The sequence below is a fragment of the Kosakonia sp. R1.Fl genome (assembly GCF_023516815.1).
GTDB lineage: Bacteria > Pseudomonadota > Gammaproteobacteria > Enterobacterales > Enterobacteriaceae > Kosakonia.
In genome coordinates this window covers 3,885,440-3,905,456 of record NZ_JAMGSQ010000001.1, presented here as the reverse complement: position 1 = coordinate 3,905,456, position 20,017 = coordinate 3,885,440, and the positions used below count along the sequence as shown (strand labels likewise).

At 56.9% G+C, this 20,017-nt stretch carries 17 protein-coding genes; 10 read left to right on the top strand and 7 right to left on the bottom strand.

What is annotated here, in order from left to right:
• Positions 1-190: 190 nt before the first annotated feature.
• Positions 191-793 carry an inorganic diphosphatase gene (locus M8Q36_RS18490; RefSeq protein WP_249881869.1) on the bottom strand — a complete coding sequence of 201 codons (603 nt, stop codon included), beginning with the start codon at positions 791-793 and terminating at the stop codon, positions 191-193.
• Between the two features lie 275 nt (positions 794-1,068).
• Here M8Q36_RS18490 and adhP point away from each other — a divergent pair, with 275 nt between their 5' ends.
• The 8 genes from adhP to M8Q36_RS18450 all read left to right on the top strand — a co-directional run bounded on the left by adhP (position 1,069) and on the right by M8Q36_RS18450 (position 9,830).
• The gene (gene adhP / locus M8Q36_RS18485; protein ID WP_249881868.1) at positions 1,069-2,079 is read left to right on the top strand and encodes an alcohol dehydrogenase AdhP; all 1,011 of its coding nucleotides are present in this window, start codon (positions 1,069-1,071) and stop codon (positions 2,077-2,079) included.
• A gap of 63 nt (positions 2,080-2,142) precedes the next feature.
• Entirely contained in the window at positions 2,143-2,577 is a 435-nt protein-coding gene (locus M8Q36_RS18480) for a VOC family protein (protein ID WP_249881867.1), read from the top strand.
• 135 nt (positions 2,578-2,712) lie between these two features.
• Positions 2,713-4,335, top strand: a complete 1,623-nt coding sequence (locus tag M8Q36_RS18475) for a TIGR04028 family ABC transporter substrate-binding protein (protein WP_249881866.1) — start codon at positions 2,713-2,715, stop codon at positions 4,333-4,335.
• Positions 4,336-4,346: 11 nt separating this feature from the next.
• A complete protein-coding gene (locus tag M8Q36_RS18470; protein ID WP_249881865.1) occupies positions 4,347-5,291 on the top strand; it encodes an ABC transporter permease in 945 nt (314 codons plus the stop codon).
• A complete protein-coding gene (locus M8Q36_RS18465; protein ID WP_249881864.1) occupies positions 5,288-6,139 on the top strand; it encodes an ABC transporter permease in 852 nt (283 codons plus the stop codon). Before M8Q36_RS18470 ends, M8Q36_RS18465 begins: the two co-directional genes overlap by 4 nt.
• Positions 6,136-7,743 (top strand): dipeptide ABC transporter ATP-binding protein, encoded by a 1,608-nt coding sequence (locus tag M8Q36_RS18460; RefSeq protein ID WP_249881863.1) that lies wholly within the window; start codon positions 6,136-6,138, stop codon positions 7,741-7,743. Before M8Q36_RS18465 ends, M8Q36_RS18460 begins: the two co-directional genes overlap by 4 nt.
• The gene (locus M8Q36_RS18455; protein WP_249881862.1) at positions 7,740-8,729 is read left to right on the top strand and encodes a putative FMN-dependent luciferase-like monooxygenase; all 990 of its coding nucleotides are present in this window, start codon (positions 7,740-7,742) and stop codon (positions 8,727-8,729) included. The genes M8Q36_RS18460 and M8Q36_RS18455 overlap by 4 nt, the downstream gene beginning before the upstream one ends.
• A 9-nt stretch (positions 8,730-8,738) precedes the next feature.
• Positions 8,739-9,830: an alkylhydroperoxidase domain protein gene (locus M8Q36_RS18450; RefSeq protein WP_249881861.1), complete on the top strand. Its 1,092-nt coding sequence runs from the start codon at positions 8,739-8,741 to the stop codon at positions 9,828-9,830.
• A gap of 25 nt (positions 9,831-9,855) precedes the next feature.
• On the opposite strand, the gene araJ is transcribed toward M8Q36_RS18450, so the two are convergent.
• The 4 genes from araJ to fdnG form a co-directional block, all read right to left on the bottom strand.
• The gene (araJ, locus tag M8Q36_RS18445) at positions 9,856-11,043 is read right to left on the bottom strand and encodes an MFS transporter AraJ (RefSeq protein WP_249881860.1); all 1,188 of its coding nucleotides are present in this window, start codon (positions 11,041-11,043) and stop codon (positions 9,856-9,858) included.
• A 193-nt stretch (positions 11,044-11,236) separates the two neighbouring features.
• Positions 11,237-11,893, bottom strand: a complete 657-nt coding sequence (gene fdnI, locus M8Q36_RS18440; RefSeq protein ID WP_249881859.1) for a formate dehydrogenase-N subunit gamma — start codon at positions 11,891-11,893, stop codon at positions 11,237-11,239.
• Complete coding sequence (gene fdxH / locus M8Q36_RS18435; protein WP_016496044.1) at positions 11,886-12,770, bottom strand: formate dehydrogenase subunit beta; 885 nt, start codon at positions 12,768-12,770, stop codon at positions 11,886-11,888. The genes fdnI and fdxH overlap by 8 nt, the downstream gene beginning before the upstream one ends.
• Positions 12,771-12,782: 12 nt before the next feature.
• Positions 12,783-15,830 (bottom strand): formate dehydrogenase-N subunit alpha, encoded by a 3,048-nt coding sequence (gene fdnG, locus M8Q36_RS18430; protein ID WP_249881858.1) that lies wholly within the window; start codon positions 15,828-15,830, stop codon positions 12,783-12,785.
• Between the two features lie 220 nt (positions 15,831-16,050).
• Here fdnG and yddG point away from each other — a divergent pair, with 220 nt between their 5' ends.
• On the top strand, positions 16,051-16,935 hold the full coding sequence (yddG, locus tag M8Q36_RS18425; RefSeq protein WP_249882808.1) for an aromatic amino acid DMT transporter YddG: 885 nt from the start codon (positions 16,051-16,053) through the stop codon (positions 16,933-16,935).
• Between the two features lie 12 nt (positions 16,936-16,947).
• Here yddG and M8Q36_RS18420 read toward each other — a convergent pair whose 3' ends face one another.
• The gene (locus M8Q36_RS18420; protein ID WP_249882807.1) at positions 16,948-18,435 is read right to left on the bottom strand and encodes a SmvA family efflux MFS transporter; all 1,488 of its coding nucleotides are present in this window, start codon (positions 18,433-18,435) and stop codon (positions 16,948-16,950) included.
• Between the two features lie 119 nt (positions 18,436-18,554).
• On the opposite strand from M8Q36_RS18420, the gene M8Q36_RS18415 reads away from it, so the two are divergent.
• Positions 18,555-19,130, top strand: coding sequence for a TetR family transcriptional regulator (locus M8Q36_RS18415; RefSeq protein WP_249881857.1), 576 nt, complete (start codon positions 18,555-18,557; stop codon positions 19,128-19,130).
• On the opposite strand, the gene M8Q36_RS18410 is transcribed toward M8Q36_RS18415, so the two are convergent.
• On the bottom strand, positions 19,127-19,969 hold the full coding sequence (locus M8Q36_RS18410) for an arylamine N-acetyltransferase (RefSeq protein WP_249881856.1): 843 nt from the start codon (positions 19,967-19,969) through the stop codon (positions 19,127-19,129). The genes M8Q36_RS18415 and M8Q36_RS18410 overlap by 4 nt on opposite strands.
• Positions 19,970-20,017: the final 48 nt, after the last annotated feature.

The window sequence follows — 20,017 nt, the reverse complement described above, 5'->3', positions numbered from 1 at the left end:
GCGCCGTAAGGCGCCTGTTTTTTAACATCAGCCTGTGCTGCGGGTCAGCAACAGGTGCTGGTTTATTCTTTTCGCCCGGAGGAGACACCCTGCGTGTCTTCGGATCGACATCGTGCAGAACCGGCAGAGACTTTTTAGTGAGGACGTCACTCAAAAGCGCAACCCATGTCAACGGCATGCAGGCGGTTTCTTACTGCTGCGGTTTTTTCGCTTTCCAGGCCTCCCATGCCTGTTTGATTTCCTGCTTCGCGGTTGCCGCGTCGTTAAAACCGTTCAGTTCCACTTTTTTACGTCCGTCCGGCAACTGTTTGTAAACGCGGAAGAACGCCTCCAGCCGTTGCTGCTCGATTTTAGGCAAATCGGTGATGTTTTTAATGTCGTCATAGGTCGGGTCGATTTTACTGTCCGGTACGGCAACAATTTTGTCGTCCGTTTCGCCGCCATCAATCATTTTCAGCACGCCAATCGGGCGCAATTTGATAAGCGTTCCTGGTACCAGCGGCGCGCGAGTATAGAAAATCACATCCAGCGGATCGCCATCTCCCGCCAGCGACTGCGTCAGCGAGCCGTAGTTTGCCGGATAAGCCACCGGCATTGACTGGAAGCGGTCGGCCACGATAAAGCCGGTTTTGGCGTCCGTTTCATACTTAATAATGCCGCCCGCCGGGATTTCCGTTACCGCGTAGAATTCTTCCGGGTTATTTTCCGGCTGCGGAAACGCAAGAATATTGTGTGCCTGAACCGAGGCGGATAAGAGAACGCTGACGGCCAGCAGTTTTTTCACCAGATGCATTGTTAATCACTCTTTTGTTATAGAAAGCAACAATTTGGCGGCAATGGATGACAGTAGCATGACATTAATGCTGTGAACTCTATAGCCTTATTAACAGCGTGGTTACTGATTGTTTACCCTACCTAAACCAGGGGAAAGGCACAGAAAGTATTACAGCATGTTGCCCTGCTCTTGAATGTCCCTCCTAAACCATTAATTCTAAAGACGTATATTACGGATGAAGCCATACGCCACACCCGGATCTCAGTTCCATGCCTCATCACAGGAGAAGCACCATGAAGGCTGCTGTTGTTACAAAAGATCATCAGGTTGAAGTGACTCAAAAAACATTACGCCCGCTGAAACATGGCGAAGCGTTACTGAAAATGGAGTGCTGTGGCGTTTGCCATACGGACTTGCACGTGAAAAACGGGGATTTCGGCGACAAAACCGGGGTGATCCTCGGACACGAAGGCATTGGCATTGTCACCCAAGTGGCCGAGGGCGTGACCTCGCTGAAAGTGGGCGATCGTGCTTCTGTGGCGTGGTTTTTTCAGGGCTGCGGTCACTGCGAGTACTGTAACAGCGGCAATGAAACCTTGTGTCGTGAGGTGGTGAACGCTGGTTACACGGCGGACGGCGGCATGGCGGAAGAGTGCATTGTGGTAGCGGATTATGCGGTGAAAGTGCCGGACGGGCTGGATTCCGCTGCGGCCAGCAGCATTACCTGCGCAGGCGTGACCACCTATAAAGCGGTGAAAGTCTCGCAGATCAAACCGGGCCAGTGGATTGCTATTTACGGACTTGGCGGTCTGGGCAATCTGGCGCTGCAATACGCAAAGAATGTGTTTAACGCCAAAGTGATCGCCATCGACGTAAATGATGAGCAGCTTAAACTCGCTGCCAGCATGGGCGCAGATCTGACCATCAACTCGCGCAGCGAAGATGCGGCAAAAGTGGTGCATGAAAAAACCGGTGGCGCGCATGCCGCTGTGGTCACGGCGGTGGCGAAAGCGGCATTTAATTCAGCCGTTGATGCCGTGCGCGCCGGTGGGCGCGTGGTGGCCGTGGGTCTGCCGCCAGAAGCAATGAGCCTTGATATTCCGCGCCTGGTGCTGGATGGCATTCAGGTCGTGGGCTCGCTGGTTGGTACGCGCCAGGATCTGAATGAAGCCTTCCAGTTCGCCGCGGAAGGCAAAGTGGTGCCGAAAGTGGCGCTGCGCCCGCTGGAAGATATCAACGCCATCTTTAAAGAGATGGAACAGGGCCAGATCCGTGGTCGTATGGTGATCGACCTCCGCCATTAATCGCCGGGCATTGCCTATAATCGGGGGCGTTACTGCCCCCTTTTTTCTGACACAGAGGTGCTTATGACCCCCACTATTCCCGGGCTTGAAGTGCTGTTTATCGCCGGTTTCGGCCCAATTCCCAAGAACGTGGCCGACAGCCAGGCGTTTTACCAGCACACCCTTGGGCTGCCGTTGAAACCGATGGAGGGCGCGAGCGATTACCTTGTCGCCGACCACGATGCGCTTGACGGCGCAAAACACTTTGCCCTGTGGCCGTTGCATCACGCTGCCGCGTCGTGCTTTGGCGCAGAGAAATGGCCGGACTCCCACCCCGTTCCGCAAAGCTGGGTTGAATTCGAAGTGCAGGATTTGGCTACCGCTACCGATGTGTTGGTCAACAAAGGGTATCAACTGCTGGTTGCCAACCGTCTGGAACCCTGGGGGCAGAGCGTCACGCGCCTGCTTGCACCTGAAGGAGTCCTGGTTGGGCTGACCATTACGCCCTGGCTGCGTTAACGCGCTGTCTTACCGGGGCATGCCCCGGTTTTGCGCTTTCCTGAAATGCTTATCTCAATTCCTTTGTTCCCTTGTTATAGCGCGCACCGGATGATGAATCCGACGTTAAGACAATAGATAACAAAGGAATTCACCATGCACATCCCTTTTCGCTTGCCGCTGCTGACGGCGCTGATAACGGTCGCTTCCGTTCAGAGCTGGGCGGCACAGACGCCGGTTAAAGGTGGCACGTTAATTTATCTTGAGCAGCAGGCGCACACCAATTTATACCCTCCTGCCGGCGGTTTTTACCCCAACGGCGGCATTCTTAATCAAATCACCGACAAGCTGACCTGGCAGAACCCCAAAACACTGCAGGTGGAGCCGTGGATTGCTGAAAGCTGGAGCACCAACGCCGATAAGACCGAATACACCTTTAAAATTCGACCGGGGGTGACCTTTTCCGACGGCACGCCGCTCGATGCCAACGCGGTAGCGAAAAACTTCGACACCTACGGCCTTGGCAACAAAGCGCAACGCCTGCCGGTATCGGAAGTGATCAATAACTACGATCACAGTGAAGTGATCGATGCGCAGACCGTTAAGTTCTACTTTAAAAAACCGTCGCCGGGCTTCCTGCAAGGCACCGCTACTATTGGTTCTGGTCTGGTATCGCTCAGTACGTTACAGCGTAACTTCGAACAACTGGGCGACGCACGGCAGATTATTGGTTCCGGGCCGTTTGTTGTCAGCGATGAAAAACTGGGGCGTGAAGTCACGCTTACCGCGCGTAAAGATTATCACTGGGGGCCGAAGAACCTCACCCAGCAAGGCCCGGCGAATCTTGATGGCATAAAAATTATTGTCACCCCGGAAGACAGTGTGCGCATCGGCGCGTTGCTGTCGGGTCAGGCGGGCTTTATTCGCCAGGTGCAGGCGTACGACGAAAAGCAGGCCACCGATCAGGGTTTCAACATTTATGCCGCGCCGACACGTGGCGTGAATGACAGCATAAGTTTCCGCCCCGATAACCCGCTGGTTGCCGATGTGCGGGTCCGCCAGGCGCTGCTGCACGCCACCGACGCTAAACAAGTTGTCGATACCCTTTTCTCGCCGAATTATCCGCAGGCAACCTCTGTGATTGCTCATTCAGCCGCCGGTTACGTCGATCTGCGCGACAAACAGACATTCGATCCGGCGAAAGCGAAGCAATTGCTGGACGACGCGGGCTGGAAAACAGGCGCGGACGGTATTCGCAGCAAAGACGGACAACGACTGGCGCTGGCAGTGTATGAATCCTTGCCGCAACCGCAAAACAAAGAGGTGCTGCAACTGGTGGCGCAGCAGTGGCGACAGGTTGGCGTGGCGTTGAGCGTAAAAGCCGGCGATGCGGGTAGCCATACGCTGGATAACCTCGACCCGCTGAAAACACCGCTCACCGTTTCCGAAGTCGGGCGTGCCGATCCGGATGTAGTGAAAAGCATGTTCTATCCGGCAAACCGCGACGCGCTGCTGCAAAAAGGTGGCTCCAGCGACAAGGTGAAAAATTTCCGCGACGACAAACTTAACGACCTGCTGGTGAGCATTTCCGCCGAAGTGGATGGACAAAAACGTCTGCAACTGACCGGTGACGCGCAGCGTTATCTGCTGGATAACGCTTATGTGATCCCGATTTTTGAAGAGCCACAGGTCTTTGCCGGTGCGCCGTGGCTAAAAGGCGCAAGCTTTGAAGCAGTAGGTCGCCCGTCGTTCTACGGCGCGTGGATTGAAAAACACTGAGGAGGCGGGCGATGAGCCACTATCTTCTGCGGCGCGCCGGGCAAGGTCTGCTGGTGTTATGGGTCGCGTTTACTCTCTCCTTCGTGCTGCTTCAGGTGCTGCCGGGCGACGCGGTGCTGATTAAGTTTCAGAACCCGGATCTGGGCCTCAGCCCGACGCAAATCGAAGAGATGCGCGTGGCCTACGGCGCAAACAGCCCGCTCTGGCAGCAATATTTTCATACCCTGCTTGCCATGGTGCGCGGAGATTTTGGTTACTCGGTGCAAGCGGGCGTGCCGGTAAGCGAGCTTATCGCCAGCAATTTGCCGGACACGCTCCAGCTGGCGCTCCCCGCCTTTGCGCTCGCGGTAGCACTGGCCTTCACGCTGGCGTTTGCCTCCCGACTTCCGGCGCTGCGCTGGCTAAGTAATGCGATTCAGTCTGTTCCAGTGCTGCTGATCTCCCTGCCGACCTTCTGGCTGGGTATCGCGCTGATTCAGCTGTTCTCATTTCACTGGCGGTTGATCCCGGTGATTAACCCTTCGCCACTACAGGGGCTGATCCTGCCGATTATTACCGTTGCCATTCCGATTAGTGCACCGCTGGCGCAAATTTTCATGCGCAGTATCGATCAGGTTGCCGCGCAACCCTTTGTTGCGGTAGCACGCGCGAAAGGCTTTAGCGAAACCGGCGTGCTGTGGCGGCATGTGACGGGCAACGCCCTGCTACCGGTGCTGAACATTGCCGGGTTGCTGCTGGGTGAATTGATTGCCGGGGCGCTAATTACCGAAACCGTGTTTGGCCGTTCCGGCTTAGGCCAGCTTACTCAGCAGGCGGTAAATAATCAGGATATCGCGGTGTTGCAGGCGGTGGTGATGATCTCCGCGCTCGGCTTTGTGCTGATCAACCTGCTGGTTGATTTACTGATGCCGTGGTTTGACCCGCGGCTGCAAACCGTTAGCGGAGGGGCGTTATGAGCCTGGTTGATTACGCCATCGCCGCACGCAAACGGGTTCCTGTCTGGTCGGGTTTGCGCTGGCAGCCAGGATTATGGCTGGCGTGGACGGTGATTATTCTGGCGGTTCTGGCCGCGTTATTCCCTGCGTTGTTTACCGAGTATAGCCCGACAGAAGGTATCGCCGGTGCCCAGCGGTTGGCGCCACAAGCTGGTCACTGGCTGGGCACCGACCAGCTAGGACGCGACCTGTATGCGCGCATTGTTTATGGCGCGTCGCATTCCCTTTCGGCTGCATTGGCGGCGGTGGCGATGGGGTTGATTGTCGGCACGCTGACCGGCGTTATCGCCGGAGCGCTTGCCGGACGCGTTGAATCGGTACTGATGCGTCTGGTGGATGTTCTGCTCTCAATTCCTTCGCTGTTGTTGTCGCTGACGGTCATTATTTTGCTTGGCTTTGGTACGGTGAACGCGGCAATTGCCGTCGGCGTGGCTTCGGTCGCCAGTTTTGCCCGCCTGTCGCGCGGTGAAGTGGTGCGCATTCGCCATACCGATTATGTCGAAGCGGCCAGAGGCAGCGGCGGCACCTTCCTGGCCGTCCTGTGGCGACACATTTTACCCAACTCGCTCACGGCGGTACTGGCGTTCGCCACGCTGCAATTCGGCCAGGCGATCCTCGCCCTTTCCACCCTCAGTTTCCTCGGTTACGGCACCCCGCCGCCGGTGCCGGAATGGGGCTTACTGATTGCGGAAGGACGCAATTATTTATCCACTGCCTGGTGGCTGACGACCTTCCCGGGTGTAGTCGTGGTTGTGGTGGTGCTGGCGGTAAACCGCATCAGCCGCCAGTTTAGCGGAGACCGCGCATGACAGTATTATCGGTAGAAAATTTACGCGTCAGTTATCGCACCGGGCGAGAATGGCGCGAAGTGGTGCATCAGGTCAGCTTCACCCTCCAGCGTGGTGAAATGCTGGCATTTGTCGGCGAGTCGGGTTCCGGTAAAACCACCACGGCGCAGGCGATTATTGGCCTGCTCGCTGAGAATGCCCGGCGCGACAGTGGCGACATTGTGCTTAACGGCGAAGTGATAAGCCAGTGGTCGGCAAAGCGGCTGAACAGTCTGCGCGGGGCGCGCATCAGTCTGGTGCCGCAGGATCCGGGAAATTCGCTCAACCCGGTCAAAACGATCGGTGCGCAGGTGGCGGAAGTGCTCCATCTGCACAGCAAACTCACCGCCCGACAGCGCGACGCGCAGGTGCTGGCGCTGTTGAGCAAAGTGGGACTTAGCCATCCAGAGCAACGCATCAAACAGTATCCGCACCAGCTTTCCGGCGGCATGAAACAGCGTGTCCTGATCGCCATGGCTATCGCTCTGCAACCGGATGTGATTATCGCCGACGAACCGACCAGCGCGCTGGATGTCACCGTGCAAAAACGCATTCTCGATCTGCTGGATGTGCTGCGGCGTGAATCCGGCACGGCAGTGCTGTTTGTGACGCATGATTTGGCGCTGGCCGCCGAGCGCGCCGATCGGCTGCTGGTTTTCCGTGACGGCGAAATTCAGGAACAGGGTAAGACGGCGGATATTTTGCGCGCGCCGCAGCATGCCTACACCCGCCAGTTGCTCAGCGATGTGCACGGGCAATCACTGACTATCGCGCCAGTTTCCGGCCAGTCGCTCTCCTCGCCGGCAATCCGTTTGCTGGATATCCATAAACGCTTTTCGCTTGGTAAGGACCACACGTTACAGGCGCTGGACGCCGTGAGCTTTGAGGTGCGTCGCGGCAGCACCCACGCGTTGGTGGGCGAATCTGGCTCGGGTAAAACCACGCTGGCACGTATCCTGCTGGGTTTTGAACAGGCGGACAGCGGCAGAGTGATCATTGATGATATTGATGCCACGCAGTTGCGCCCGGAGGCGCACCGGCAACTGCGGCGCAAAATCCAGTTCGTTTATCAGAACCCTTTCGCCTCGCTCGATCCGCGCCAGACGCTGGCGCAGATTATCGAAGAGCCGTTAAAGAACTTTGAGCGCATTGAGAAAGCGGAACGCATGGCACGCGTGGAGGCAGTTGCCCGCCGGGTCGCGCTGCCGCTGTCGTTACTTGCACGCACGGCGCGGGAGCTTTCCGGCGGGCAGCGTCAGCGCGTTGCGATTGCCCGCGCACTGATCCTTGAACCAGCCATTCTGGTGCTGGATGAGGCCACTTCTGCGCTGGATGTCACGGTACAGGCGCAGATCCTCGCCCTGCTTCAGCAACTGCAGCAGCAACTGGGGCTGACTTATCTGTTTATCACCCACGATCTGGCGACCGTGCGCCGTATTGGTCACAGCGTCACGGTGCTGCGTAATGGTCGCGTTGTCGAACACGGTCCGGTTGAGCAACTGTTTGCCGCGCCGCAGCACGACTATACCCGCGAATTAATCAACGCCATTCCCCATTTTTCACCCGCTACGGAGGAGTTCGCATGACGCGAAAACGCCTGGGCTTTTTTACCCGCCTGCTTGATAACGCCGCGCCCAAAGAGCGCTACCGGCTGGCGACGGAACAGATCCGCCATGCTGAACGCCACGGTTTCGATACGGCATGGATTGCGCAGCACCATTTCCATGAACACGAAGGCGGTTTACCGTCGCCGCTGGTTTTTCTGGCGTACGTTGCCGCGCACACCGAACGCATTCGGCTCGGCACTGCCATCATCACTCTGCCGCTGGAAAACCCGCTGCGGGTGGCGGAAGACGCAGCGGTGCTGGACTTGCTCAGCGACGGACGGCTGGAAGTGGGCTTTGGCTCCGGCGGGACGCCGACATCCTTTCTGCCGTTTGGTCTGACGATTAACGAACGTGCGACAGCCTTTGCCGATGGTCTGCATCTGATCCAGAGTGCGTGGCGCGGGGATTCGCTCACTCACCCGGATAACCACCTCTACCCGCCTGCGCCGCAGCTGGCGGAGCGCGTGTGGATCGCCACATTCTCAGTGGAAGGCGCTATCCGGGCAGCGCAAGGCGGTCACGGATTGATGCTATCGCGCACGCAACCGCGCCCTGCGGATGAACCCTTCCTGCCGCTGGATGCTATCCAGAACCCGATGATCGATGCCTACCTTGCCGCGCTGCCATCCGGTGTAGCACCGCGCATTCTGGCGTCGCGCACCGCGTTTGTTGCCGACAGCGTTGATTACGCGCTTCACGTCGCTGCACCGGGCCTTACGAAGCAAGCGCAGCAGCACCGCGCGGCGGGCTATCGCGTAAATGGTGACAACGTCACTGATTACATTCAGCAATTTGATGCCCATATCGGTGATGCGAAAACCGTTCTGGATTCGCTCAGCAAAGACAGCGTGCTGGCGCGCGCCACCGATATCTCTTTCCAGGTGCATTCGGTCGAACCTTCGCACCAGGACATCCTGCGTTCCATCGAACTGATCGCCGGGCAGATCGCCCCGCAGATTTTATAAGGAGTTGTTATGGCGTTTACTCAGGACATTCTTGCCGAACTGGCGGAGATCGCTCCCGGCTCTCCTGTGGCTCAGGCGCGTGACACGCGTGATGCCGCAACGCAGCATGCGCAAGGCAGTTACCAGGCGCTGTTTGATATTCAGGAAGAGGCGTTCACCACCGATGAGCGCTATAGCGTGGCGGCGAAAGTGGCGAAATGGCACAACGCCAATGAACTGGCGGCACACTACGCCGGTTTTGGCCTCGCCGACCCGACTTCGGCACGCTTAACCCCGGCGCTGGAATTCGCCCGCTTACTGACTTTTTCACCGGTGAAAGCGACGCCTCAGGCGCTGAACACACTGGTTGCCGCGGGCTGGAAGAAAGAGAGCATTGTCACACTGGCGCAACTGGTTGCGTTTGTCAGCTTCCAGAGCCGGTTACTGGCCGGATTGCGGCTGTTAAACGGAAAAACGGTAGCTGACAGCGATATTCCGGTGGTGGCCGGTGCCTGGCACACCAGCGCGAAAACGCAAAGCGGCAAAGCTGCGCCGGTACAATTTACGCAACAGGAATTAGGCTGGGAGCCGTGGCTGGCGGCAAAACCGCTGGCGGAATTCACGCCTGACGAACAGGCGATCCTGGCGAAATTTGGCCATACGGATTCCGACTATTTCCGCCTGCTGGGCCGTAACCTGCCGGTGCTGGAGCAGCGCACCTTAACCGATAAAGGCATTTTCTATACGCCGGGTGGTTTACCGCGTGCGGAACGCGAGCTGGCGGCTACCGCGGCCAGTAAAATTAATGGCTGTATCTACTGCGCCTCGGTTCATGCGCGTAAAACCAGCCAGTTATCGAAGGATGATAATGCCGTGGAAACCTTGCTGGCCGTGCAGTCGGGCGGGATTTTGAGCGAGGGACAATCGACGCGCTGGCAGGCAGAAATTGATGCCGCTGCCGCGCTGTCGGTAACGCCGCCTGCGCTAACGGTGGCGCATCTGGAAAGACTCAATGCTCAGGGGCTGGATACCTTGCAGCAACTGGATCTTATCCAGTCTGCTGCGTTTTTCGCCTGGGCGAACCGCTTGATGTTAACGCTTGGCGAGCCGTATTTGCCATGAGTGATTGACCCGGTGAGCACAAGGCTCACCGGGTGGAGGATGAGTGCTGAACAGCCTGTTGCGGTTGATGCTTTGTTTTTCGGTGACCATAGATCAGAAGCGAGGTCATGGCGGCAAACGTCAGCACCGCCGCCGGTAACGTCAGGTAGCTGTAAGTGAAACCAAACGCGATAATCAGCCCGCCGAACCAGGCACCGACCGCGTTGCCGAGGTTAAACGCCATCTGTCCCCCTGCCGCGCCGAGCATTTCACCGCCCTTCGCATTTTGCAGCAGCATGATTTGCAGCGGCGCAGAGAGCGCAAACAGCCCGGCGCAGCAGACAAAACCAAGCGACAACGCCCCCACTTTGCTTTCACCGGCGACAAACAGCGCCAGCATCGCCAGCATAATCAGTAATTCCGTTACCGCCGCGATGCGCACTGGGCTGAATTTCACTGATAAGCGACCACTGAACATATTGCCCAGCACCATGCCGAGCCCCATCAGCATCATGATCAGTGTCATCGCGCTTTCGCTGAAACCGGAAACATTGACCATAAACGGCTTCACATAGCTAAACCAGGCGAATACACCCGCGTTGCCAAACATGGTGGCGGCAAAAATCAGCCACGGTTCTGGTTTCTTCAGGAAGTGAAACTGCTCGCTCAGGCGACTTTCGCTGGTATCAAACAGCGACGGCACCCAGGCAATCACTGAGACGATCACCAGCGCGAAAAAGACGGCGATCAGCAAGAAGGTGTAGCGCCAGCTGAACGCGTGTCCGATCCACGTGCCGAGCGGAATGCCAATCAAATTGGCGACAGTCATCCCGGCGATCATCCCGGCTACCGCCATCGTCACTTTTCCCGGCGGCGCGATTTTAGAGAGGATGATCGCCCCTACGCCAAAAATCGCCCCGTGCGGGAAACCGGAGATAAGACGGGCGATAATCAGCATGGTGTAGGAGCTGGAGAAGGTAAAAATGGCGTTCCCCACCAGACACAGCGCCACCAGAAACAGCAGCGTGTTTTTCAGTGAAAAGCGGTTCGAAAAAAGCGCCATGATCGGTGCGCCAATCACCACGCCAAACGCGTAAGCGGAGATCAGGTGCCCTGCCGAAGGAATCGAAATGCCGACATTGTTCGCGAGTTCGGTCAACACGCCCATAATGCCGAACTCCGCCATGCCCAGACCAAAGGTCGCAAGTGCCAACGAAAAAACGGTTTTTTTCATACCACTAACCACTTGTTAAAAGTTTGCGACAGGCATTATTGACTATTCATGCCGCAGCGACCAGTTGAAATGGCCGGGCTGGCATATAAATCCATGCATTCGGGCAGATTAATGAATAAAGCGCAAAGGTGGGAAACGCAGGTGTGAGGAAAGATAAAACCGCTCCGAACGGTTATCCGGAGCGGTTGGCGGTTTATTTAATGCCTTCGGTGCTCTCTTTTTTCGCTTCCAGATGCTCCACATCGCGATACCAGCGCGGGTGGTGTTTCTGCGCCCAGCGGCGGCTAACTTTGCCTTCGATCATGCCTTTGATGGAGCCTTTTACCCAGAACGCCATATACATATGGATCAGGATAGCGTGCAGCAAAATGATCGCCGAAGTGGCGTGCAGCAGCAGGCTGTAGCGGATCACCTGAATCGGGAAGTAGTGCGCAAAGTACGGACGCCAGATAATTACCCCGGTCACCAACAGCACAAAAATCATGCTCATGATGGTCCAGAACATCATTTTTTGTCCGGCATTGTATTTACCAACTTTCGCGACCTTATGTTCGTTGCCTTTCAGCACTTCGACAATGTTTTTCAGCCACGGCAGATCCTGCTTGTCCGGGATGTTGTGATGCACAAAACGCACAAACATAAACATCAGCGCGAGGAAGACAACCACGCCAAAGAACGGATGCAGAATGCGCCCCATCTGCGGTGTGCCGAAGGTTTCCGTCAGCCATTGCAGCGTCGGGAAGAAAAACGAAATGCCGGACAGCGCGACAAGGAAAAAGCAGATCACCACCGTCCAGTGACAGGCGCGGTCGATAAACCTGGTGCGCACAATCATTTTTGACTTACTCATGATGCTCCTCTTCATCGTCGTCCACTTCTTTGTTCGGCCCGATGCCGATGTAGTGGTAAATCAGCCCGGCGAAGGTGGCGAGGAAGCCCGCCGCCGACAACGGTTTCAGTACCCCTTTCCACAGATTGACTGAGGTATCTATCTGCGGGTCTTTCGGCAAGTTGTGGTACAGGCCCGGCTGATCGGCGTGATGCAACACATACATCACATGGGTGCCGCCCACGCCCTGCGGGTTGTAGATGCCCGCACTGGCGTAACCGCGCGCTTTGAGTTTCGCCACGCGCTGCTCGCCAAGCTCCAGCATCTCGGCTTTGGTGCCGAAATGGATAGCGCCGGTCGGGCAGGTTTTCACGCAGGCAGGCTCCTGGCCGACGCTGACGCGATCGACACAGAGCGTGCATTTATAGACCCGGTTATCCTCTTTGTTGAGGCGCGGCACATTAAACGGACACCCGGCGATGCAGTAGCCGCAGCCGATACAGTTCTCTTGCTGGAAATCGACAATGCCATTGGCGTACTGAATAATCGCGCCCGCCGACGGGCAGGCTTTCAGGCAGCCCGGTTCCGCACAGTGCATACAGCCATCTTTACGGATCAGCCACTCCAGTTTGCCGTTCTGCTCGGTTTCGCTAAAACGCATCACCGTCCAGGATTTGGCGCTCAGATCGGCCGGGTTATCGTAAACCCCGACGCAGTGCCCCACTTCATCACGAATATCGTTCCACTCCGAACAGGCCACCTGGCAGGCTTTGCAGCCCACACAGGTGGAAACGTCGATAAGTTTGGCGACTTCCGCTTTGTAATCACGCGCCCGCGGGGGCGGCGTGACCGGGTTGGTGGCGGAGCGTTTCAGAATGTCCTGCGTTTCCATAGCCATTATTTCGCTCCTTTACGCCTTCTCGATATTGACTAAAAACGCTTTGTACTCCGGCGTTTGCGAGTTTGCGTCGCCCACGTTCGGCGTCAGGGTATTGGCGATATAACCTTTTTGCGCCACCCCTTCAAAGCCCCAGTGCAGCGGAATACCAATGGTTTCCACCTGCTGACCATGAACCTGCAAAGTCCGCAGACGGCGCGTCACCACCGCGACCGCGCGAATAAAGCCGCGCTTGCTGCTCACCGTCACGCGATCGCCGTTGGCGATGCCTTTTGCCGCCGCCAGCGTTTCGCTGATTTCGACAAACTGCTGCGGCTGGGCGATGGCATTCAGGCGTGCATGCTTGGTCCAGGTGTGGAAATGCTCCGTCAGGCGGTAGGTGGTGCCGACATACGGGAACTGATCTTTTTTCCCCATCCGTTTGGCATCGTCCTCGAACAGACGCACTACCGGGCTGGAGATCACGTTCGGGTGCAGCGGGTTGGTGCCCAGCGGTGTCTCCACCGGCTCGTAGTGTTCCGGGAATGGCCCTTCCGCCAGCTTGTCGAGGGCGAACAGCCGACCCAGCCCCTCCTGCTGCATGATGAATGGCCCGGTATTGCTGCCCGGCGGCGCGGTGTTGTAGTCCGGAATATCATTTCCGACCCACTTCGCCCCGTTCCACTGGATAAGCATCCGTTTCGCATCCCACGGTTTACCCTGCACATCCGCCGACGCGCGGTTGTAGAGCACGCGGCGGTTCAGCGGCCACGCCCACGCCCAACCGAGCGTATTGCCAAGCCCGGACGGATCGGCGTTATCGCGGTTCGCCATCTGGTTACCCTGCTCCGTCCAGCTCCCGCTGTAGATCCAGCACGATGAGGCGGTGGTGCCGTCATCGCGCAGCAGCGCAAAGCTATTGAGCAGTTGGCCTTTTTTCGCCAGCAGTTGCCCGTTGGCGTCATAGAGATCCGCCAGCGCGTAGCCGTTGTTCTCTTTCGCCACCTCTTCCGAGTGCGGGTTGTGCGGCTGGCGGTAGTTCCAGGACATCTTCAGCAGCGGCTCGGCGCCTTTGCCGCCTTCGGTGCGGTACATCTCGCGCAGGCGGTGGTAAATCCCGGCGAGGATTTCGCCATCGTTCAGCGCTTCGCCCGGCGCGTCCTGACCTTTCCAGTGCCACTGTAACCAGCGGCCGGAGTTGGCAATCGAACCATCTTCCTCGGCAAAACAGGTCGACGGCAGACGGAACACTTCGGTCTGGATTTCAACCGGGTTGACGTCGTTCATCTCACCGTGGTTCTGCCAGAAGGTAGAGGTTTCAGTCACCAGCGGATCGATAACCACCAGGTACTTCAGCTTGCTCAACGTGCTGACCACTTTGTTTTTGTCCGGGAACGACGCCACCGGGTTAAAGCCCTGACAGATATAACCGTTGACTTCGCCTTTCGCCATCTTGTTGAAGTACTTGATCACATCCCAGGCCTGATCCCACTTCGGCAACCAGTCAAAGCCCCAGTTGTTCTCTTTCTGCGCCGCGTCGCCGTAGAACGACTTCATCAGGCTGACAAAGAACTTGGGATAGTTGCTCCAGTAGTTCACCTGATCCGGCAACAGCGCTTTTGGCGTATTCGCCGCCAGGTACTGTTGCAAATCGGTCTGTTTTTCCGACGGCAGCGTCAGGTAACCCGGCAGGCTGGTTGATAACAGCCCCAGATCCGTCAGCCCCTGAATGTTGGAGTGCCCGCGCAAGGCGTTTACCCCGCCACCGGCCATCCCCATGTTGCCGAGCAGCAACTGGATCATCGCCATGGTACGGATGTTCTGCGCGCCGACGGTGTGTTGCGTCCAGCCCAGGGCGTACAGGAAGGTGGTGGTTCTGTCCACCGCGCTGGTTGAGGCCAGCACATCGCAAACTTTCAGGAAATCTGCTTTTGGCGTGCCGCAGATATTTTCCACCGTTTCCGGCGTATAGCGGGCAACGTGCTGTTTCAGCAAGTTCCAGACGCAGCGCGGATCGCTAAGTGTGTCATCCCGTCTGGCGTAGCCGTTTTCATCAAACTGGTAATTCCACGAAGTTTTGTCGTACTGGCGTTTTTGCGCGTCGTAGCCGCTGAACAAGCCGTCTTCGAAGGCAAAATCATCCCGCACCAGCAACGCGGCGTTGGTGTAGTGTTTGACGTATTCAGCATTGATTTTGTTGTTTTCGATCAGGTAGCGCAGCACGCCGGAGAGGAAAGTGATATCCGTCCCGGAACGTATTGGCGCATAAATATCGGCAACGGATGCCGTGCGCGTAAAGCGCGGATCGACGACGATCAACGTGGCGTCGTTATTGTTTTTGGCTTCCATCGCCCAGCGGAAACCGACCGGGTGGGCTTCAGCGGCGTTACCGCCCATCACCATCACCACGTTGGCGTTTTTGATATCAACCCAGTGGTTGGTCATCGCACCGCGACCAAATGTTGGAGCAAGACTTGCTACCGTTGGTCCGTGTCAGACGCGTGCCTGGTTATCTACCGCCAGCATGCCGAGTGAACGCACAAATTTTTGCGTCAGCATGCCGGTTTCATTACTCGCCGCCGAGGCGCACAACATACCGGTGGAGAGCCAGCGGTTAACTTTTACGCCTGCGGCGTTGTTTTCGACGAAGTTGGCATCACGGTCGTTTTTCATCAGACGGGCGATGCGGCTAAAGGCCTCATCCCAGCTAATGCGCTGCCATTTGTCAGAGCCTGGCGCGCGGTATTCCGGGTAGCGCAGGCGGTTTTCACTGTGTACGTAATCCAGCAGACCGGCTCCTTTCGGGCACAGCGCGCCGCGGCTGACCGGATGATCCGGGTCGCCTTCGATATGATAGATGGCCTCTTTCGCGTTTTTCGCACCATCACCCAGGCTATACATTAATAACCCGCAACCCACGGAGCAGTATGTACAGGAATTTCGCGTCTCTTTGGCGCGCAGTAATTTATAATTTCGCGCCTGCGCCAGCGCCATTTTGGGAGCAAATCCCAACGCGGCCGCTGTGGTTCCTGCCATTCCGCCCGCGCAGATTTTAAAAAATTGTCTGCGGCTGACGTCCATTGCTTTCCTCAATTATTGTCTTCGACTGCGGCCGGAAAACTAAACATTCCACGCGGTGAATTAATTGCGGTAAATCAATAACGCCTGGCGCTTGATACCTAATAGTTTCGCGCGTCGAATTTTTATCCCTCAAAAGGAGTAGGTGTGACCCGGTGAATTTCGCTTAATCATTCAGCCGTGTTATAAAATGTGCGTTTATTTCCGGCGGTTAATGGCAGTAATGAATAAAAAACGCGCAACGTTAATTGGTTTACTGGCGGTATTACTCTGGAGCACGATGGTCGGTTTTATTCGCGCCGTCAGCGAAGGGCTTGGCCCGGTTGGCGGTGCGGCGATGATCTACACCTTAAGCGGGTTGCTGCTGGCGATCATCGTCGGCATCCCGGATTTACGCCGTTTTTCAGCGCGTTATCTTATTGCCGGCAGCGTGCTGTTTGTCAGTTATGAACTGTGTCTGGCGCTCTCGCTGGGCTTTGCCGCGACGCGACAACAAGCGATTGAAGTGGGCATGGTCAACTATTTATGGCCGAGCCTGACGATCCTTTGCGCAATATTATTCAACGGTCAAAAAGCCAGTTTATGGGTTATTCCCGGTTTATTACTGGCGTTATTGGGCGTGAGCTGGGTGCTCGGCGGCGAAAGCGGCCTTAATATCTCTGAAATCCAGCAAAATATTATCTCCAGCCCGTTGAGCTATGTGCTGGCGTTTGCCGGGGCGTTTATTTGGGCGATTTACTGCACCGTCACCACCAAATACGCCAACGGCGCGAACGGCATTACGCTGTTTGTCTTGCTGACAGCCGCGACATTATGGGTGAAATTCGCGCTAACACCGCAACCGGAAATGGTCTTTACGCTGCCGGTGATGGTGAAATTACTGATGACCGGCATTGCGCTCGGTTTTGGTTATGCCGCGTGGAATATCGGGATTTTGCACGGCAACGTCACGGTGCTGGCGGCAGCATCGTATTTCACCCCGGTTCTCTCGTCCGCGCTGGCGGCGGTAGTGTTAAGCGCCCCGCTCTCGTTCTCCTTCTGGCAGGGCGCGCTGATGGTGTGCGCCGGATCGCTGCTCTGCTGGTACTCAACCCGCCAGCGCGCGTGATCCGGCCAAACTCTACGCTTTTTCCACTCGCGCCAGGCTAAACCAGATCCCCACCGCCAGCAGCATTAACAGCGCACCGGCGGTGCTCAGTGCAATGCTGTGCGAACCGGTAAACGCCGTTTTCGCCGCCGAGATGATCCCTTCAGCAAGTGCGGGCGGTGCGTCCTGCGCCAGGCGGAATGCTTCACCAATGGAGGATGAAGCCTGCGCGGCGGTCTCGCTGCTTAACCCCTGCGGAAGCTGGATCGAGGCGGAGAAACTGCGGCTCAAAATCAGCCCAAACACGGCAATGCCAAGACCGGCGCCCAGTTCGTAAGACATCGCTTCTATCGCCCCGGCGGCTGCCGCTTTCTCTTTGGGCGCAGCGGCCATAATCGCCGCCGTTGAAGCCAGTAACGCGCTCGCCGCACTGAAACCGAGCAGCGCCATCAATACGCCGGCCTGCCACGGCTGGGTGGCAAAATTGGTCGCGGAAAGACCAAGAAAACTCAGTGCGCTGAGCGCCATTCCGCCTGCGGCGACGCGGCGTAAGCCCAGTTTTGACACCAGAACCCCGGCAATCGGCCCGCTAAACCCGCTCGCCAGCATGACCGGCAACATAAATACCCCGGCGGCAAATGGCGTGAAACCGTGGACAAATTGCAGCTCCTGCGCCATCAGCAGCTCAAAACCGACCAGCGTGACCATCGCGGTGATCGCCATCAGCACACCGCTTAAAATCACGCGATGTGTAAACAGACGCATATCGATCATCGGCGTGGTGGCGGCCAGCTGAATGCGGACAAACCCGGTCAGCAAGGTGGCGCCCACGAGCACTGTGCTTGCCACGATCCACAGCGGCAACGAGCCTTTCATTGCCGTTTTGGCACTCCACACCAGCAGCAAAATGGCGACAATTAAACTCAATGCCTGATTCAGATGTAACGGCTGCTCGGCGCGGCCCTGCTGGCGCGGTACAAAGCGTGCGGTCAGCGCCATCACGACAATGACGATCGGTACGTTAATTAAAAATACCGACCCCCAGTAGAAATGCTCCAGTAACATACCGCCAATTAATGGGCCGAACGCCGCGCCGCCGGAACCAATGGCCGCCCAGACGCCAAGCGCCGTATTGCGTTGTTGTGCCTGCGAGAAGGTATTACGGATCCCGGCAAGCGTTGCCGGCACGATCATCGCCGCGCCCACAGCTAACAGCGCGCGCGTGGCAATCAGCCAACTGGCGCTCGCGGCAAAAGCCGCCAGCAACGAGGCCGCGCCAAACAAGCCGCTGCCGATAAGCAACAGGCGCTTAAAACCGATTTTGTCACCCAGTGCGCCCATCGGCAGCACCATTCCTGCCATCACCAGCGAGTAGATATCAATTATCCATAACAGCTCATTTCCGCTGGCATTTAACTCCGCGCTCAGTGTGGGCGCGGCGACATGCAGCACCGTCGCATCGATAGCGACCGGAATATAAACCAGCACAATGATGACCAGCGTTAACCACTGACGAAACATACTTCTCTCCATCGTTTTTCATTCCTGGACAGATGTCCAGAATCGCGATCCTACGGGAAGTTGAACACATGTCCAGCTTTTTGTTACACTCCGTTTACCCCCTATTTAGCCGAGGTTTTATGCGCTACCTGAACAAGGACGATCGCCGTGAAGTGATCCTGAAAGCCGCGATGCGCGTAGCGCTGGCGGAAGGTTTTACCGCTATGACCGTTCGCCGCGTGGCAAGCGAAGCCGGGGTTGCCACCGGCCAGGTCCACCACCATTTCACCTCGGCGAATGCATTAAAAGCCGAGGCGTTTATCCGCCTGATTGCGGAACTGCTGGAGGTGGAAGTGGTACCCGCAACCGCGCCATGGCGCGAGCAGTTGCACGCGATGCTGGGCAGCGATGAAGGCGGTCTCGAACCCTATGTGCATTTGTGGCGTGAAGCGTTATTGCTGGCGAGTAAAGAGCCGGAATTCAAAGGCGCGTACCTGCTGACCATGGAGATGTGGCACGTCAAAGTGGTGCAACTGATTGAGCAAGGCCGTGCGGCAGGCGAATTCACGGATACCGATACGGCGGCAAACATTGCCTGGCGCCTGATGGCGCTGGTCTGCGGGCTGGACGGGATTTGCATGCTGGGCATGCCAGATGTCGATGAAGCTGCCTTCAATCGCCATCTGGCCGTCATGATTGACAACGAGCTTGGTTAAATTTTTTCGCCGTGCAAATCGAAACCGGCCATTACCGTTTCCAGCTGTTGCAGGCTAAAGCCGTACTGTGCGTCGCTCACACCCAGCCCAAAGCGCTGTTGCAGCGCGTCATACAGCGCCGGAACATTCGCAAAGGTCACCTCTTCCAGCACCTGACCGTTTTTCCAGTGGGTAAAATGGAAGTTGGTTAACGTCAGTTTGACGCCGTCCGGCAGATGGCGGCACATCAACAGGTGATGGCGAAAATGGGATGCCGGCCAGTGTGCGGAGTGAAAATTCCCCATGACGAAATCGGCCTGATACTGCTGCCCCATCTCAAACTGATACATCGATTGCCAGCGCTCGTGGTGACGGAACTGGAGCACCCAGTCTTCCCCCTTGCGCTGCAAGCGGTAGACGCCATGCGGGGTTGCCTGCTCAATATCCTCCTGTAAGCGAATTGGCGCGGTCAGTGTCTGCCCGCCAAATCCGACATCGGCGATCCATGGCTCGCCCGCAATCTGTACCAACAGAATACGGTGCGTGCGCGGTGGCATCTGGTGTGGATTCGCAATCACCACCCGTCCTAACAGGCTGCGCACCGTAAAACCCACCTCTTTCAGCACGCGTTCAAACAGCCCGTTCTGCTCAAAACAGTAGCCACCGCGACGGGCAACCACCAGTTTATGGAAAATCGCCTCATCGCTGAGTTCGATCTCGCGCGGCAGTACCACATCGAGGTTTTCAAAAGGGATAGCGCCGTTGTGATGTAAATGCAGCGCCCGCAGCGTTTCCAGTGAGACATCGGGCGTTTGTTCCCAGCCAATACGGGCCAGATAAGCGGTCAAAAAAGGGGTCATACAGGCTCCTTGCGAATGGTGTCCCGTTGTTATAGCGCATTTTTTTCG